The organism is Pseudomonas salicis (genome assembly GCF_057128705.1).
Window position 1 is genome coordinate 249,496 of the sequence record NZ_JBSKHU010000008.1, and the last position, 19,387, is coordinate 268,882.

A 19,387-nucleotide genomic window follows, 5' to 3' on the forward strand; every position below is an offset into this window, starting at 1 on the left:
GTCATCCATGAAATTAGTTCGTCTGGTCTTCCAGCAATACCGTTGGCCACTCGCGATGGTGTTGTTGTTGAGCATCAGCAGCGGCCTGTTGAGCGTGGGCGTGATCGCCTTCGTCAACCAGCGCATGATCAGCACCCACGACGGTCTGGGCACCGCGTTGTGGCAGTTTGGCCTGATGCTGCTTCTGCTGCTGGCGCTGGCGTCCGGGGCGTCACTGTCGCTGACCGCGCTCGGTCATCGCTTCGTCTACGGCCTGCGTCGGGTGATGGTCAAGCGCCTGCTGGACACCAACATCGAACGCATCGAAGCCATTGGCGGAGCGAAAATCTTCGCCAGCCTGTCCAGCGACATTCGTGCCGTGACCATGGCGTTCGTGCAACTGCCGGACCTGATCTACGGCACCGTGTTGAGCGTTGCCGCCTTCAGTTACCTGGCCTGGCTGTCGCCGTCGCTGTTCATCACCACGCTGTGCTGGATGGCGTTTACCCTGGGCGTCGGCTGGCTGCTGGTGGGCAAACTCAACGCCCACATTCGCGCGTTGCGTGAATCCGAAGACAAGCTCTATCAGAGCTACCAAGGCGTGATTGACGGGCGCAAGGAACTGACCCTCAACCGCGACCGCGCGCGTCGTCTGTACGAAGAAACCTTCGACGTCGCCGCCTTGCGCTATCGCGAGCATTTCACCCTCGCGGACCGCTACCACGGCCTGGCCAGCAACTGGGCAAACATCATGGTTCTCGGCACCATCGGCCTGGCGTTTTACCTGGCCAACGGCCTGGGCTGGGCGCCGACTGAAGTGGCCGCGACCTATGCGCTGACCGTGCTGTTCATGCGCACGCCGCTGGTGCTCGCCGTGGCCGCGATCCCGGCGCAAATCTCCGGTCGTGTGGCGCTGGACAAGGTCGAATCCCTGGCGCTGGCCGAGCACCACGACAGCTTTGAGGTCGCGCCGAGCCATATCGTCGGCCACTGGCAGACCCTCGAACTGCGAGACGTCGAGTACCACTATCCGGCGCAGGGTGATGAGCCTGGCTTCGATGTGGGGCCGGTAAACCTGACATTGCGCCGTGGCGAAACGGTGTTCCTGATGGGCGGCAACGGCAGCGGAAAATCCAGCCTGGCGCGCCTACTGAGTGGCCTCTATCGCCCGTCGTCAGGCGCGATTCTGATCGACGGCAAAGTGATCGGCGCGAACGACTGGCTCGCCTATCGGCACCTGTTCGCCAGCGTGTTCACCGACTTTCACCTGTTCTCGCAACTGCTCGGTGCCGACGGCGAAAACGCTGCTGCAGAGCACATCGATCACTGGCTCGACCACCTGCACATGAAGCACAAGGTGCAGATCGGCGACGGCCATCTGCTCGACACGCGCTTCTCCCAAGGGCAGCGCAAGCGTCTGGCGCTGCTGCTGGCGGTGCTGGAAAAACGCGACATTCTCTTGCTCGACGAGTGGGCCGCTGACCAGGACCCGTTGTTCCGCCGCTTCTTCTACCGCGAGCTGTTGCCGATGTTCAAGCAGGCCGGGATCACCGTGTTTGCCATCAGCCACGACGATCAGTATTTCGATCTGGCAGACCGTCTGGTGAAGATGGAGTCCGGCCAGCTCAGCGAATTGCAGGGTGATCGCCGCGACAACGCCAGCCGTGACGCCGTGGAAGAAATCGGCGGCGCGTACTCGCTGAAAACCGTCAAGGCTTTGTAAGTTTTTCACCCCCGAAGACTAAACAGCCGAAAGGCTCAGGCGTCTTTAATGATAATCAGTCCTATTCATCACTGGTGTGCGTGAACTGCCCCCGGTCGCTTGTGGGAATGCCCGCCTGCGGCTGGATCTCATCGCACATCGCGCCTTACGAGAGGAAAGCATGGAACTCGTCTACGACTACATCGGCATTGGTTTCGGCCCGTCGAACCTGGCTTTGGCGATCGCCACCCAGGAGCATGCACTGCGCAGCGGTCTGGCGCCCCAGGTGTGTTTCCTCGAAAAGAAGCCCGCGTTCAACTGGCACGAAGGCATGCTGATCGACGGCTCGACGATGCAGATTTCCTTCCTCAAAGACCTGGTGACGCTGCGCAATCCCGCCAGCCGTTTCACCTTCGTCAACTACCTCAAGGAGCGGGGGCGGCTGCAGGATTTCATCAACCTCAAGACGTTCTTTCCGACCCGCGAGGAGTACACCGATTACCTGAGCTGGGCGGCCTCGCACTTCAATGAACAGGCCCATTACGGCGAAGAAGTGATCTCGGTCGAGCCGCATTTTCTGGACGGCCGCTTCGTCGCCGTGGACGTGCTGTCCCGAGGGCCGGGCGGTGGCGTTTCCCGCCGTCGCGCACGCAATCTGGTGTTCGGCATCGGCGGCATTCCCCAAGCCCCGGCCGCGTTCGACGGCCTGAGCGACCCGCGCATCTTGCACTCGGCGGGCTATCGCGGCGGCATCGAAAAACTGCTGACCAACCGCCCTGGCCCGGTGCGCGTGGCCGTGGTCGGCGGCGGTCAGAGTGCGGCGGAAATCTTCGAGGATCTGGCCAGCCGCTTCGACAATGTCGAGGCCAGCCTGGTGATTCGCGGCAGCGCCTTGAAGCCCTCCGATGACAGTCCCTTCGTCAACCAGATCTTCAACCCGTCGTTCACCGACACGATCTTCAATCACAGCGAAGAGCGTCGCGACGCGCTGTTCACCGAGTTCCGCAACACCAATTATTCGGTGGTCGACACCGACCTGATCGAGACCATCTTTCAGCGCATGTACCAGCAGAAAGTGCGCGGCGAGCAGCGTCATCGCTTGCTGACCAACCGCGAAGTGGCCCACGCCGAAGTCAGCGCGGCAGGCATCGACCTGTTCCTGCGCGACGCGCCCCATGACCAGATGCACAGCGAGTCCTTCGACGTCGTGGTGCTGGCCACCGGGTATCGTCGCGACTATCACCTTGAGTTGCTGGCTGGTGTGCAGGCGTACATCCAGGGCTCGAACGTTGACCGCCATTATCGCCTGCCACTGAGCGCGGGCAGCGAAGCAGGGATCTTCCTGCAAGGCTGCTGCGAAGACAGCCATGGCCTAAGCGACACGCTGCTGTCGGTGCTGGCCGTGCGTTCCCAGGAAGTGGTGGAGTCGATCTTCGCCGACTACGAGCAGCCCTGCTCAGCCCGCCCGGCGCACCCCCACGAGCGGGTGGCGCTGAAGCTGGCGCGCTGATGTAGCGCCCGTCGCCAAACGGTGGCCGTTCGCGGCCACCTCATCCTTTTTCACAACGTTGCGGCAGGCCTGACCGGGCCTTCCGTGGGTTGAGCCTTGCCGAAACAAACAGGTGAAAGCATGACATCCATACGAGATCAGGCCGCGCATTTTCCCGAACTGGTGGGCTTGTATGCGCAGCGCCAGCCGGACCGGATTGCCCTTCGACACATCGTCCACGAAGACCAGGCCCCGCTGCTGACCACCTATGCCGAGCTGGACCGCCAGGCCCGCGCGGTGGCCGGTGTGTTGCAGCATCAGTTGGGTGCGCAGGGCGGTGAACGCTGCGTGCTGATCCTGCCCACCGGTGCCGATTACGCGGCGGCCTTTCTCGGTTGCCTGTACGCGAAGGTTATCGCCGTGCCCGCGTTCGCGCCCGAGTACAACCGCCAGACGCACCTGGACCGGCTGACCGGCATCCTTCAGGACGCGGCGCCGGGTGTGGTGCTGGGCCGTCGTGAAGACCTCGACAAGTTTAAACACCTGTTGCAACCCTTCATGCCCGCAGGCGGACGCTTCATCGCCATCGAGGACATCGACGGCGGGCAGGCCACGTTCCAGCCCTCGCAGATCGACACCTCATCGCTGGCCTTCTTGCAATACACCTCGGGGTCCACCAGCGCGCCAAAAGGCGTGATGGTCTCCCATAACAACCTCATGGCCAACGAAGTCGCCATGGCCCGGCACTTCGTCACCGACGCCTCCACCGAGAGCTGGGTCAGCTGGCTGCCGCTCTACCACGACATGGGCCTGATGTGCGGGCTGCTGCTGCCGCTGTACTACGGCGGCACCCTGACGCTGATGTCGCCGAATTATTTCCTTGGGCGTCCGGCGCGCTGGCTGGAAGTGATGAGCGAATACAACGGCACCTTCTCCGGCGGGCCGGATTTCGCCTATCGCTTGTGCGTCGAGCGGATCAAACCGAGCGCGGTGAAGGGCCTCAAGCTGGATAACTGGAGCCTGGCGTTTTCCGGCTCCGAACCGATTCGCATCGCCACGCTGGACGCCTTCAGCAAGCACTTCGCGGCCGCCGGTTTCGACCGCCGCGCCCTGACCCCGAGTTATGGCCTCGCCGAAGCGACGTTGTTCGTCAGTGCCGCCCACCGTGCCGTGCCCTTCGGCATCAAACGATTCGACGGCAGCCAGCTTGCCGCCGGTGATGCCGACGAAGCGCTGTTCGCCAATCAGAACGCCACGAGTCGGTTGCCCGGTTGCGGCTGGTGTCGCGACAACCATGGGCTGCGCATCGTCGATCCGGTCAGCCAGGCCGTATTGCCGGAAGGGCAGGTCGGTGAAATCTGGATCGGCGGCCCCAGCGTCGCCGAAGGCTATTGGCAGAACCCTGAGGCCACCGCGCAGACCTTTGTGCAGGAAGACGGTCAGCGCTGGCTTCGCAGCGGCGACCTTGGCATCGCCAGTGGCCGCGAGCTGTTCATCACCGGTCGGCTGAAAGACCTGATCATCCTCAACGGCCAGAACCTTTATCCGCAGGACATCGAACAGTCGCTGGAAAAAACCGTCGAGCTGCTGCGTCGCGGGCGTATCGCCGCATTCCCGGTGACCGATGAACAGGGCGCGGAAGGCGTCGGCCTGGCGCTGGAAATCAGCCGCAACGTGCGCCGCCTGATGAAGCCGCAGATGATCTGCGACGCCGTCCGCGATGCCGTGTCGGAGCTGTTTCTCGTGGCACCGAAAGTCATCGTGCTGCTGGAACCCGGCGCCTTGCCGCGCACCACCAGCGGCAAGTTGCAACGCTCCGCCTGCCGCGTCGGCTGGCAGAACGGCAGCCTCGACAGCTTCGCGGTCTGGCAGGACGGTCGTCTGCTGGACGCCGAGAGCGAGCAGCGCGATGACGTCTCGCTGTTGCCCGAAGTGATCACCGCATGGCAGGAAGTGCTGGGCAAGGATGACCTGAAAGCGGCCGACCATTTCTTCGCCCGTGGCGGCGATTCAGTCGGCGTGGTGCAGGTGCTGTCGCGCCTCAACGGCGAGCTGGGCCTGAAGCTGGAGCCCGCGCACCTGTTCGAACACCCGACCCTCGGCGCGTTCAGCGCCCATGTCGCCCGCCAGACTCGCAGCGCCGAATGCGCGCCCGCCGTGGCGCGCATCTCCCGCGATACCGCGCCTGAGCAGTCGTTCGCCCAGCAACGTTTGTGGTTCCTCGCGCAATTGGAGCCGGACAGCAGCGCCTATCACCTGTGCGGTCAACTGAGCCTGAGCGGCGCCATCGACGACGTCGCCTTGCAACGCAGTTTCGACGACCTGGTAGCGCGTCACGAAAGCCTGCGCACCACCTTCGCCATCGACGCCAACGAAGTGCTGGTGCAGCGCATCCATGCCGCCCAGCCGGTGGTGATCGAGTTGCACGATTTGAGCCTGCACGCGCAACCCCTCGAAGCCCTGGGCGAACTGGCCAAGGCCGCCGTCGAACAACCCATGGACTTGCAGACCGGACCGTTGTGGCGCGTGCTCAACGTGCGGCTGGCCCCCGGTCAGCAGCAACTGGTGCTGGTGCTGCATCACATCATCGCTGACGGCTGGTCGGTGCAGGTCATCCTGAAGGATTTCGCAGCGCTCTACAGCGCCCATGCGTCAGGGCAGATTCCAGCGCTGGCGCCGCTGCCGATTCAATACGCCGACGTCGCCGCCTGGCAACGCCAGCGTCTGGCCGGGGGCGAAGGTGAGCGGCAACTGACCTACTGGCGAGAACGTCTGGGGGACACCCAACCGGTGCTCAGCTTGCCAGCAGATCGTCCACGTCCCGCGCAACAAAGCCACCGTGGCGCCCGCTATGCCCTCGCGTTCGACAGCGCGCTGAGCCAGAGCCTGCGCGACCTCGCCAGCGCCCACGGCGCGACGCTGTTCATGGTCATGCTCGCGGCCTACAAAACCCTGTTGCAGCGCTACAGCAGCCAGACCGACCTACGCGTCGGCGTGCCCGTGGCAGGGCGGACTTGCACCGAAGCCGAAGGCCTGATCGGGCTGTTCGTCAACACGCTGGTGCTGCGCACCGAAGTCTCGCCGCTGCACTCGTTCAGCGCGTTGATCGACGCAGTCAAACACACCGCGTTGGGTGCCCAGAACCATCAGGATTTGCCGTTCGAACACCTGGTGGAAGCGCTGGGCGTGTCCCGCAGCCTCAGTCACAATCCGCTGTGCCAAGTGAAGTTCACCCTGCAATTCCCGCTGCCGCAGAACCTGGAAATGGGCGGCATGCGCATGGACGTCAACCAGTTGGATGACTTCTCCGCGCACTTCGACCTGGGGTTGGACATCACCGACAGCGACGAGGGTATCCAGGCGGTTTTCACCTACGCCTGCGACCTGTTCGACGAACCGCGCATCGCCGGTTTTGCCGCCGACCTGGTGCGCCTCTGTGCGCAAGTGGTGGCGGACCCCAACGCGCGACTGGCGGACCTGAAGGTTTCTGCTGTGCCGTCGCGGCTGATCGCGGAGTCCGTGTCATTCCCTGCCACCAACGTGCTGACGCTGTGGAATGCCAGTGTCAGCGCGCAGCCTCAAACGCTGGCATTGCAGGGTGAAGATCACGGCATCGATTTCGCCACTGCCGACGCCGACGCCAATCGACTCGCCCAGCACCTGCGCGCTTCCGGTGTGGGCACTGAGAGCCGCGTCGGCCTGCTGCTGGAACGCTCGGTGGAGTTCGTCGTCGGTGTGCTGGCGATCCTCAAGAGCGGCGCCGCCTACGTGCCGCTGGACCCGAAATGGCCGGCGGAGCGTCAGGCGTTCGTGTTGGCTGACAGCGGCGCTCGCTGGCTGATCCGCGATGGAGCGGCCCCTGCCGATTTCAGCGGCGAGGTCATCAGCGTCGGGGAGGCGGCTACGTGGCGCGCTCAATCGGCCACGGCGCTGAACCTGCCGGTGCACCCTGAGCAAGCCGCATACCTGATCTACACCTCCGGCACCAGCGGAACCCCGAAGGGCGTGGTCATCAGCCACGGCGCGCTGGCCGATTACGTGCAGGGCCTGCTGTCGCGTCTGTCATTGGACGCTGATGCGAGCATGGCGATGGTCTCCACGGTGGGTGCCGACTTGGGCCACACCGTGCTGTTCGGCGCGCTGTGTTCGGCGCGCACGCTGCACCTGATCAGCCCGGACCGGACTAACGACGCAGACCGCTTTGCCGCGTACATGGCGGCCCATAACGTGGGCGTGCTGAAAATCGTGCCGACCCACCTGAGCGGCCTGCTGCAAGCAGCCAATCCTGCCGACGTGCTGCCGGAGCAGGCGTTGATTCTCGGCGGCGATGCCTTGCCGTGGGAGCTGGTGGCGCAGGTCAAACGCTTGAAACCGGCGTGCCGTGTCATCAACCACTACGGCCCGACTGAAACCACGGTCGGCGTGCTGAGCAACGAACTGGCCGACATCCAGAATACAAGCGACAGCGCCCCCATTGGCCGTCCGCTGCCCAACGCCACTGCGCTGATCCTCAACGAGCAGTTGGAACCGGTGGTGCAGGGCGACATCGGCGAGCTGTACATCGGCGGCCCGGGCCTGGCGCGGGGGTATCACGACCGCCCGGCCATGACCGCCGCCGTGTTCATTCCCGACCCGAGTGGCCATGGCCGTCGCCTTTACCGCAGCGGCGACCGTGCGCGACTGTTGGCCAATGGGCAGATTCAATTCCTCGGGCGCGCCGACGATCAGGTCAAAGTCCGTGGTTACCGCGTGGCCCTGGGTGAAATCGCCCAGCGCCTGTGTCAGCTGCATGACGTGCGCGACGCCCATGTGCGGGTCGATGACCGGGGCCAATTGATCGCCTATGCCTTGATCGCCAAAGGGACGCAAACCGACGGCGAAGCGCTGCGGGCGCAACTGGCCGAGCGCCTGCCGGATTACATGGTGCCGAGCCACGTGCTGACGCTGGAAGCCTTCCCGGTCACGGCCAACGGCAAGCTCGATCATGCCGCGCTGCCTGCGCCGCAGACCGTCTCCCAGACCTTCGAAGCCCCCCATGAAGGTGTCGAAGCCACGTTGGCCGCACTGTGGGAAAAAGCGCTTAACGTTGAGGGCGTGGGCCGTCACGATAACTTCTTCACCCTCGGCGGCGACTCGATTCTCAGCCTGCAAATCATCGCCCGCGCCCGCCGTCAGGGCATTCGCCTGACGCCCAAGCAGCTGTTCGAAAAACAGACCATCGCCGAGCTGGCGCAGGTGGCGGTGCTGGCCGACGCCAAACCGGTCGCTGCCCCCGTGTCTGCGCCGGTAATGCCCCGTGATTTCGCGCTGACCCCGATTCAGGCGCGTTTATTTGCCTTGCCCGTTGCGCAGCGTTCCCACTGGAACCAGTCACTGTTGCTGAACCTGCCGAGCGCGTTGGACATCAGCGTCTTGCAACAGGCCCTGGCCGTGCTGTTGGCGCATCACGACAGCCTGCGCCTGAGCTTTCATCAAGGCGACGACGGCCAGTGGCACCAGCGTTATCGCGACACTGAGAACGTCGAGCGCCTGCTGTGGACCTGCGAACTCAGCCGCGAAGAAGACCTCGCGTCCCTCAGCGCCGAAGCCCAGCGCAACCTCAACATCGAGACCGGTCCGCTGCTGCGCGTGGTCCATGCGCGCTTGCCGTCGGGTGAGGGGCGCCTGCTGATGGCCATCCATCACCTGGCCGTGGACGGCGTGTCGTGGCGCGTGCTGCTGGAAGACCTGCAACACGTCTACAGCCGCTTGGTGGCAGGGCAATCGGTCGCGCTGGCAGAGAAAACCGCGAGCTTCCAGCGCTGGTCGCAGTCCCTGTACGACCTGGCCCGCAGCCCTGAACTGGCCCCGCAATTGCCCCATTGGCAGGGTCTGTCAGCGGCCGATGCCTGCCTGCCGGGCGATACCTCGGTTCACAGCCTGATCGGCGCGGGCGACACGGTCAGCTTGAACCTCGATGCACAGGACACCCGCCGCCTGCTCAGCGAAGCCCCGGCGGCGTATCGCACCCGCATCGACGACCTGCTGTTGGCGGCGCTGTCTCAGGCGTTGTGGCAGTGGAGCGGGCGCCGTCGTCATGTCATCAGTCTTGAAGGGCATGGCCGTGAAGACGTTTCTGAGAACGGCGACGGGCTGGACCTCAGCCGCAGCGTCGGCTGGTTCACCAGCCTGTACCCGGTGGCGCTGGAGGCGGATGACGACGTCATTGCCACGCTCAAATCGGTCAAGGAAGCGGTGCGTGCCGTGCCGGAAAAAGGCCTTGGTTACGGCGTCCTTAAATACCTCTCCGGTGCCGATTTGCCGGAGCTGGTGGGACAGGGCGTGACCTTCAATTACCTCGGTCGTTTTGACGACAGTTTTGCTGATTCCGGGGACGCGCTGTTCTCGCTGTCGAGCCAGACCCTCCAACACCTGCGCGATCCGCAAGGCCCACTGGCCAACGCTTTGGCCATCGACGGTCAGGTGCGCGGCGGCCAGTTACACCTGGACTGGACCTTCAGTCGCGAGCGTTTCAGTCGCGAAACCATCGAACAACTGGTGGCGCTGTACCGCGCGCAGCTGGTGCAGCTGATCAATCATTGCAGCGACGAACACAACGCTGGCCTGACCCCGTCGGATTTCCCGCTGGCGGGCCTCACCCAAATGCAACTGGACGCCCTGGCGATTCCGGCGCGAGAGGTCGAAGACATCCTGCCGTTGGCGCCCATGCAGCAAGGGATTTTGCTGCACAGCCTGTTGGAACGGGGCAACGGCATCTACCTGATGCAAGACCAATACGCCGTCGGTAGCGAGGTGGATTTCGAGGCCTTCAAACACGCGTGGCAGCAGGTGGTGCAGCGCCATCCAGCCTTGCGCACGGCGTTCCACGGGCTGGAAAGCGGCGCGCAGCGTCAGGTGGTCATGCGCCGCGTGCCGTCGCCTGCGCAACTGATCGACCTCAGCCATTTGTCCCGCGCTGCCGCCGAGGCCGAGCTGGAAGCGCTGCTCATCGCCGAGCGCGAACAGGGCTTTGATTTCGCCAGGGCGCCGTTGCTGCGCCTGCGTCTGGTGAAGTTCGGCGCGGCGGATTTCCGCATCGTGCAGAGCCACCACCACGCGCTGATCGATGCCTGGTGCCGGGGTTTGATGCTCACCGAATTTTTCGCCCATTACCGCGCGTTTCTTGAAGGGCGCCACGTCAGCTTGCCTGCCGCTCGCCCGTATCGCGACTTCCTGGCCTGGCTTGCCGAGCAGGACGAAGCGGTCAGCCGGGATTACTGGCGCGAGGCGCTGGCCGGGTTCACCGACGTCACGCCGCTGCCGTACCGTCACAGTCCTCACGGTGAGCCGCAGATGCGCGACGTGACCCTGGCCCTCGGCAACGCGCAGACCGCCAGACTGGCCGATCAGGCCCGCCAGCACCGCCTGACCGCCAACACCTTCGTGCAGGCCGCGTGGGCTTTGCTGCTCATGCGTCACAGCGACCGCGACGACGTGGTGTTCGGCGTCACCGTGGCCGGACGTCCGACCGACCTGGAAGGCATCGAAGGCGCGCTGGGGCTGTTCATCAACACGCTGCCGTTGCGCGTCCGGCGTCCAGGGCTGGGCGCATCGGCGCTGGACCTGCTCAACGCGTTGCAGGCGCAAAACGCCGAGATGCGTCAACACGAACATTTGTCGCTGGCGGACATTCAGTTGCTGGCGGACACCCCGCGCGGTCAGCCGCTGTTCGACAGCCTGTTCGTCTTTGAAAACGTTCCGTTGGGCGCCGAGGTTCAGCAGGCCGTGAACGAATACCGCATCCAACCGCTCGCCAACCGCACTCACACCAACTACCCGTTGACCGTGGTGCTGTTGCCCGGCGAGTCCCTGCAATTGCAGCTGACTTACGACACTCGCCACTTCAACGATGGCGACATGAACACGCTGGTCGGCCACTTCCGTCGCCTGCTCGCACAGCTGATCGACAACCCGCAACAGACCCTCAGCCAATTGCAGGTGCTGGAACAGGCCGAGCGCGAGCAACTGCTGGAACAGGGCCAAGGCCCGGTGCAAAAACATTGGTACGGCATCAGCTACCTGGAGCGTTTCGAGTCGCGGGTTCAGGCCCATCCGACACGGGAAGTGGCGCGCTGCGAAGGCGAGAGCCTGAGCTACGACGCGCTCAATCGTAGCGCCAACTGCATCGGTCACGGCCTGATCGCAGCGGGTGTGCAGGGCGATGATGTGGTGGCGCTGTTCGCCCCCCGTGGCCTGCCGTTGCTGAGCATGATTGTCGGGGCGTTCAAGGCCGGTGGCGCGTACCTGGCACTGGACGATCGTCATCCCGCGAGCCGCAGTGCGCGCATGCTGGTGAGCAGCGCCGCGCCGGTGTTGCTGACGCCCCGTGACTGTCTGCCTCAGGTCGAGGCGATTCTGGCGCTGATGGAGAACCCGCCGCGCCTGCTGATGCTCGAAGACCTGCTGGCCAACGACCGCGATGACAATCCGGGCCGTTACGCCAGCGCCGAGCAGCTCGCCTACGTGATCTACACCTCCGGCTCCACCGGCGAGCCGAAAGGGGTGATGGTCAACCAGCGGGGCATGCTCAACAACCAGATGTCCAAGCTGCCGTACCTGCGATTGGGCGAGGGCGATGTGATTGCTCAAACCGCCGCCACCGGGTTCGACATTTCGGTGTGGCAATTCCTCACCGCGCCGCTGTTCGGCGGGCGTGTGGAAATCCTGCCGGACGCCGTGGTGCATGACCCGCAACGGCTGCTGGAAGAAGTGGTGGCCAATCAGGTCAGCGTGCTGGAGTGCGTGCCTGCGGTGATCGACGGCATGCTCGCCGTTGCGCCGCACAAGCTTGACGCCTTGCGTTGGCTGATCCCCACCGGCGAGGCGCTGACCGTGGACCTGGCGACCCGCTGGTTCAATCGCTACCCGAACGTGCCGCTGGTCAACGCTTATGGCCCGGCCGAATGCGCCGACGACGTGGCGCTGCACACCCTGACCGCTGCTCCGGCTGCGAAAGCCAACATGCCGATTGGTCGCCCCACCGACAACAACCGCCTGTACGTGCTGGATTCCAGCCTGCAACTGGCGGCACCGGGGGTGGTGGGCGAGCTGTACATCGGCGGCGTCGGGGTAGGGCGTGGCTACGCGGCGCGTCCGGCCCTGACCGCTGAACGCTTCCTCCCCGATCCATTCGGTGAACCGGGGACGCGTCTGTACCGCAGCGGCGACCTGGCGCGCTGGAACGCCGAGGGCGCGCTGGAATACGTGGGCCGGGCCGACTTCCAGGTGAAGATTCGCGGCCAGCGCATCGAGCTGGGGGAAATCGAAAACGTCCTGTTGGCCCAGCCGTCGGTGCGCGACGCCGTGGTCAGCGCGCAACCCACGCCCCACGGCCCGCAACTGGTGGCCTACGTGGTCGCGGAAGCCGAGCATGCGTTGTCCGCCGACGTGCTGAAAACCGCGCTGGCGCAAGCGCTGCCCGCGTTCATGGTCCCGGCACACGTGATGCTGCTGGCGCGTCTGCCACGCAACGCCAACGGCAAGCTCGACCGCAAGGCCCTGCCAGCGCCGACCGTGCAGGAACGCCATTTCGAAGCGCCTCAGGGCGAGCGCGAGGAAGTCCTCGCCGAACTCTGGGAGGGCTTGCTGAAAGTCGAGCGGGTGGGGCGCGACGACAACTTCTTTGAACTGGGTGGGCACTCGCTGCTGGCAACGCGTCTGTTGTCACGCATCCGCGAGCGCCTCGGGGTGAGCATTCCGCTGGCGCAAGCCTTCGAAGCCACCACCGTCGCCGCGCAGGCGGCCCTGATCGACACCTTGCAGGGGCAGACCCTGACGCTCGACCGGCTCGATGCCCTGGACGAGTTCATGAATGAGCTGGAGGAAAGCAACTGATGTCGCAACCGAGCATGACTTCGCAAAGCAAGCTGCTGGCCCTGGCCACCCGCTTCCTCAGCCTCAACGCCGCGCAGCGTCGGGTGTTTCTGGGCAAGCTGCGCGAGCAGGGGCTGGATGCGTCGGCCTTGCCGATTCCGGCGGGCGTGGCGGGGGAGCGCAGTCCGACCTCGTTCTCCCAGCAGCGGTTGTGGTTCCTCGAACAGCTGGAACCCGGCAACAGCACCTATCACTTGCCGGGTGCCTTGCGCCTGAAAGGCACGCTGAACGTGGCCGCCGTGCAGTCCGCGTTTGCCCGCGTGGCCCAGCGGCATGCCAGCCTGCGCACGGTGTTCGGCAGCGCTGAAGACGGCACGCCAGAGCAAGTGATTCAAGCGTCTCAAACGATGCCTTTCGAGCAATTGAATGCCGCCGATGAAGGTGAGTTGCAAACCCTGGCCGATGCCTTCGCCCGCCGCCCGTTCGACCTCGACCAAGGCCCGTTGTGGCGGGTGGCGCTGGTCACGTTGAGCGATGACGAACACGTGCTGTTGGTCTGCCTGCACCACATCATCGCTGACGGTGGGTCGATTCAGGTGCTGTTGCTGGACTTCGTTCAGGCCTACCGCGCGTCCCTCGAAGGTGACGACAGCGCCCTTGAGCCGTTGCCGTTGAGCTATGCCGACGTTGCCCTCTGGCAGCGTGCGTGTCTGGACGCAGGGGAGGCGGATCGTCAGCTCGACTACTGGGAACAGCAGCTCGGCGGTGAGCCGCCGGTGCTGGAATTGCCCGCCGACCGCCCCCGTCCGGCGCGCCAGAGTTTTCGCGGCGCACGCCTGCCGTTCAGCCTCGACGCCGCGCTCTCGGCACGCCTGCGCGAACTGGCGAAACAGCGCGGCGTGACCCTGTTCACCGTGATGCTCGCCGCCTACCAAGTGCTGCTGCACCGCCTGAGCGGGCAGAACGATCTGCGCATCGGCGTGCCGATAGCCGGGCGTCAGCGCGCTGAAACCGAGGGGCTGATCGGCTTTTTCGTCAACACTCAGATTCTGCGCGGCGAGGTCACGGCCGACGCCACGTTTAACCAGATCATCGACAACGTGCGTCTGGCCTCTCAAGGGGCGCAGGCGAATCAGGATTTGCCCTTCGAACAACTCGTGGACGCACTGGCGCCCGAGCGCAGCCTGAGCCACAACCCGCTGTTTCAAGTGCTGTACAACCATCAACAGCGCCAGGACGAAGCGCTGCAATTGATGCCCGGCCTCAACGCGACCCTGATGCCGCTGGACAGCGGCAGCGCGCAGTTCGACCTGGCGTTGCACACCTGGGAAAACGCAGCGGGTGAGCTGGCGGGTAACTGGAATTACGCGACGGACCTGTTTGACGGCACTACCATCGAGCGCTTGCATCAGCGGTTCGTGCAGCTGTTTGATGAGTTGCTGGCGCGGCCTGAGGCGGCGATTGGCGACTTTGAACTGCTGGATGCTCAGGACCGTGCGCAGTTGGTTCAGGTGAACAATACGGCGCGGGATTGGGATGCTGAATCGTGGATCGTGCATCGTCAGTTCGAGCGTTTGGCGCAGCTGCACCCTGACCGTGAAGCGTTGCGTTGTGGGGATCAGGTGCTGACGTATCAGCAGCTGGATCAGCGCGCCAATCAGCTTGCCCATTACCTGCGCGGGCAGGGCGTAGGGCGTGAATCGCTGGTCGGCGTGGCGGCGTTGCGTTCGGTGGAAATGGTCGTTGCGCTGTATGCGGTGGTGAAGGCGGGCGCTGCCTATGTGCCGCTGGACCCTGAGTACCCGGTGGATCGCCTGCGTTACATGCTGGACGACGCGGGGATTGGCTTGTTGCTGAGCCACGATGCGGTGATCGACGAACTGCCTGTGGTGGAAGGCTTGCAGGTGCTGAATCTGGATCAGCTTGATGTGACTCAACAGCCGGTCACCGCGCCAGTCGTAGAGATTCACGCCGAGCAGCTGGCGTACATGATCTACACCTCCGGTTCGACCGGAAAGCCGAAAGGCGCCGGCAACACCCACGCGGCGCTGTTCAATCGTCTGGCGTGGATGCAGGACGCGTACGGTTTGGACGCCTCCGACGCCGTGCTGCAAAAAACACCCTTCAGCTTTGACGTCTCGGTGTGGGAGTTCTTCTGGCCGCTGATGGTTGGTGCGCGTTTGGTCATGGCCCAGCCCGGTGATCATCGCGACCCAGCGTTGTTAAACGGTTTGATTGCCGATCACCAGATCACAACACTGCACTTCGTCCCGTCGATGCTCGCCGCCTTCATGGCTCAGGACAATCTGTCCGGCTGCGCCTCGTTGAAACGCATCGTCTGTTCTGGCGAAGCCCTACCTGCCGATCTGGCGCGTGAAACTCTGCAACGTCTGCCGAATGCGGGCCTGTTCAATCTGTACGGCCCGACCGAAGTGGCCATCGACGTGACGCACTGGACTTGCGTGAACGAGTCGGGCGCTTCGGTACCGATTGGCCGTCCGATTGCCAACTTGCAGATTCACATCCTCGACAGCCGCCTAAATCCGCAACCCATTGGCGTGCCGGGCGAGTTGTACATCGGTGGCATTGGCCTGGCTCGCGGCTATCACCAACGCCCCGGCCTGACCGCTGAGCGTTTCGTCGCCAGCCCGTTTGGCAACGGCGAGCGTCTGTACCGCACCGGCGACCTGGCGCGCTGGCGAGCGGACGGTGCGGTTGAATACCTGGGACGCCTCGACCACCAGATCAAACTGCGCGGCCTGCGGGTCGAGATTGGCGAGATTGAAGCCGCGCTGCTGGACCATCCGGCGATCAGCGAAGCCGTCGTGGTCGCCCGCCAACTCGCCACCGGCACGCAACTCGTGGGCTATCTCGTTGCACAAGCGTTCGATGAAGAGCACCTGCGCACTCAGCTGAAACAACGCCTGCCGGACTATATGGTCCCTGCCCATCTGGTCACGCTGGAAAAATTCCCGCTCTCGGCCAACGGCAAGCTGGACCGCAAGGCCCTGCCGGAACCACAACTACAACAACGAACGTTCGAAGCCCCGCTGGAAGGTGTCGAAACCGAACTGGCGGCGCTGTGGCAGGACCTGCTCGGCGTTCAGCAGGTCGGGCGTCAGGACAATTTCTTTGCGTTGGGCGGCGATTCGATCCTCAGCCTGCAAATCATCTCCCGTGCCAAGAAGCGCGGCATTCAGCTGTCGCCCCGGCAGATGTTCGAGCGCCAGACCATCGCCGAATTGGCCCAGGTCGCGCAGGTGGTGAACCGGGATGAGGCCGCCGAATTGGCACGCATTGCGTACAACCGCGACATTCCGCTCACGCCGATCCAGCATTGGTTTTTCGAACAACCAATGCGCCAACGCAGCCACTGGAACCAGTCGCTGCTGCTGACCCCGGCCGAAGCGCTGGAAAGCCCGGCGCTGGCTCAGGCCCTGCAAGCACTGATCGATCATCATGACGCCCTGCGCATGAGCTTCACGCAACAGGACAACGGCCACAGGCAGCAACGCTATCGCCCTGAAGAGAACGCAGACGGCCTGCTGTGGCAACGCGAAGTCAGTGCCGATCAACTGACTCACGCCTGTGACGAAGCCCAGGCCAGCCTCAACCTCAAGGACGGCCCGCTGCTGCGCGCCGTGCATTTCAAACTGGCCGAAGGCGGCGAGCGCCTGCTGCTGGTGGTGCATCACCTGGTGGTGGACGGGGTGTCGTGGCGGCTGCTGCTGGAAGACTTGCACAACGCCTACACCCAGGCTCAGTCCGGACTGACGGTCGATCTGGGAGAAAAGGGCCTGCCGTTCCAGCGCTGGGCCAACCGCTTGCTGGACTTTGCCTACAGCGACGCCGTGCTGGCCGAGGCCGACTACTGGCGTAGCCTGCCACCTGCGCCGCCGCTCCCGTGCGCCAACCCTCAAGGCAAGGCGCAGCAAAGCGTCGTGCAGCAGCAACACCTGCAACTGGACGCCGCCCGAACCCACGCGCTGGTCAATGAAGCGCCCGCGGCGTACCGCACGCAGATCAACGACCTGCTGCTGACCGCACTGACCCGCGCCCTGCAACGCTGGAGCGGCGAACCCCGTGCGTTGATCGCGCTGGAAGGCCATGGCCGCGAAGACCTGTTCGAGGGCGTCGATCCCTCGCGCACCGTGGGTTGGTTCACCAACCTGTACCCGGTCAGCCTGCACGCCCACGACAGCCTCGATACGGCGCTGAAACACACCAAGGAAACCCTGCGCGCCGTGCCCCACGGCGGCCTCGGCTACGGCCTGCTGCGTCACCTGCGTGGCGAAGCGTTACCGTCGCTGGAAGGCTGCGTGCTGTTCAACTACATGGGTCGCGTGCAAAACAGCAGCGGCCTGTTCACTCTGGCCCACGAAGCCAGCGGCGCCCAACGGGCCGCCGATGCGCCGTTGGCCTGCGAGCTGTCGCTTGATGCGCAAGTGCGCGACGGCCACTTCAGCCTGACGTGCAGCTACAGCGGCGAGCGACACGACAGCGCCTCGATTCAGCGCCTGCTCGACGCCTACGCCGTGACGTTGAACGAAGTGATCGAACACTGCCGCACCCATGCCGCCGTGACCCCGTCGGACTTCCCGGCGCTGGACCTGACTCAGGCGCAGCTGGACGTACTGCCGGTCGCACCCCGCGACATCGAACAGCTGTACCCGCTGACGCCAATGCAACAGGGCCTGCTGTTTCACAGCGAACTCAGCGCCGTGCAGTCCGGCGACGATGCGCGAGACCTGTACATCAACCAAGTGGCGCTGGACGTCGATCACCTGCCGCTGGTTCGCTTCACATCGGCATGGGCGGCGGCGGTGCAGCGTCACCCGATCCTGCGGGCGTCGTTCCTGCGCCTGAGCGGCAGCCAGCAACCGGTCCAGCTGATTCGTCGCGACGCCGTGCTGGCGGTGCGCGAGCTGGATTTGCGCAGCAGCGCCGAATCGCTGTCCGATGTACTGGCCGCCGAGCGTGAAACCCCGTTCGACCTGCACCAAGCGCCGTTGATGCGCGTGCTGCTGGTGCGCCAGAGCGAGACGCTGTGGAAACTGGTGTGGACGTTCCACCACATCCTGCTCGACGGCTGGAGCAGTGCGGCAGTGCTGGGCGAGGTGATTCAAGCGGCGATGTCCGACACCGCGCCCATGCCGGCCGGGCATTACGGCGATTACGTCGAGTGGCTGCTGAGCCGCGACGCCGAGCGCAGCGCTCAGTTCTGGCAGACCCATCTGGCCGGTTTCGAACAGCCGACCCTGATGGCGACGGCCCTGACCGCGCCGACGTCGGCCAACGGCGAACCGCTGCCGACCCAGGTGCGGGTCACGTCGATAGACCTGGACAGCGAGCTGCTCAACAGCGCCGCACGCCGTCAGCGCGTCACCGCCAACACCCTGATTCAAGCGGTTTGGGTGCTGCTGTTGCAGCGCTACACCGGGCAGAAGCGCGTGGCCTTCGGCGCCACCGTGTCGGGTCGCTCGGCCCAGGTGCCGGGCATCGAACGCATGCTCGGGCTGTTCATCAACACCCTGCCGCTGGTGCAAGCGCCGGACGCACAGCAGAAGGTTGGCGACTGGCTCAACGACCTGCAAGCGCACAACCTTGAGCTGCGCGAACACGAACACACGCCGCTGTTCGAAACCCAGCGCTTCGCCGGGCATGCCGGGCGCGACCTGTTCGACAGCCTGGTGGTGTTCGAGAACTACCCGGTGGACGCCGTGCTGCGCGACAAGCAGGCAGGCGGCGTGAACATTGGGACCGTTGAACTCAGCGACAAAACCCACTACCCGCTGAGCCTCGCGGTGGTGGCAGGCGAGCGTGCGCACATTCACGTCAACTACCACAGCAACGTGTTCAGCGCCGATCAGATCGACCGCCTGTGCGGCCACTTCCAGGCGTTGCTGGACGGTATTTGCCGCTTCCCCGAGGCGCGCATCGGCGACCTGTCGATGCTCACCGAGCGCGATGTCAGCGAAATGCACGCCTGGAACACGCCGCCGTTCTCGCCCTACGTGGATCGCCCGATTCACGAACTGATTGCCGACCACGCCCGTTTGCGTCCCGAGGCGATTGCGCTGGTCCATGGCGAACAGCACCTGACCTTTGCCGAGTTCGACCGCCGCGCCAACCAACTGGCCCACGCCTTGCGCGCTCGCGGCATCGGCACCGAAGTGCGGGTGGCAATTGCCATGGAGCGCGGGGTCGATTTGTGGGTGTCGTTCATGGCGGTGCTGAAAGCGGGGGGCGCGTACATTCCGCTGGACCCGGATTACCCGACCGAACGCCTGCGCTACATGCTGGAAGACGGCGGCGTGAAGCTGCTGATCTCCCACGACGCGGCGCTGGACCGCGTGCCAGTGGGC

At 64.6% G+C, this 19,387-nt stretch carries 4 protein-coding genes; all 4 read left to right on the top strand.

The window, feature by feature from the left end; genetic code table 11:
• Positions 1–7 precede the first annotated feature (7 nt).
• On the top strand, positions 8–1,702 hold the full coding sequence (locus tag ACWKWE_RS26835) for a multidrug ABC transporter permease/ATP-binding protein (protein ID WP_483852189.1): 1,695 nt from the start codon (positions 8–10) through the stop codon (positions 1,700–1,702).
• A 160-nt stretch (positions 1,703–1,862) separates the two neighbouring features.
• Positions 1,863–3,191: a lysine N(6)-hydroxylase/L-ornithine N(5)-oxygenase family protein gene (locus ACWKWE_RS26840; protein WP_483852190.1), complete on the top strand. Its 1,329-nt coding sequence runs from the start codon at positions 1,863–1,865 to the stop codon at positions 3,189–3,191.
• 120 nt (positions 3,192–3,311) lie between these two features.
• Complete coding sequence (locus ACWKWE_RS26845; protein WP_483852191.1) at positions 3,312–13,043, top strand: amino acid adenylation domain-containing protein; 9,732 nt, start codon at positions 3,312–3,314, stop codon at positions 13,041–13,043.
• Positions 13,043–19,387, top strand: a 6,345-nt coding sequence (locus ACWKWE_RS26850) for an amino acid adenylation domain-containing protein (RefSeq protein ID WP_483852192.1), incomplete at its 3' end; no start/stop codon positions are given. The genes ACWKWE_RS26845 and ACWKWE_RS26850, both read left to right, overlap by 1 nt.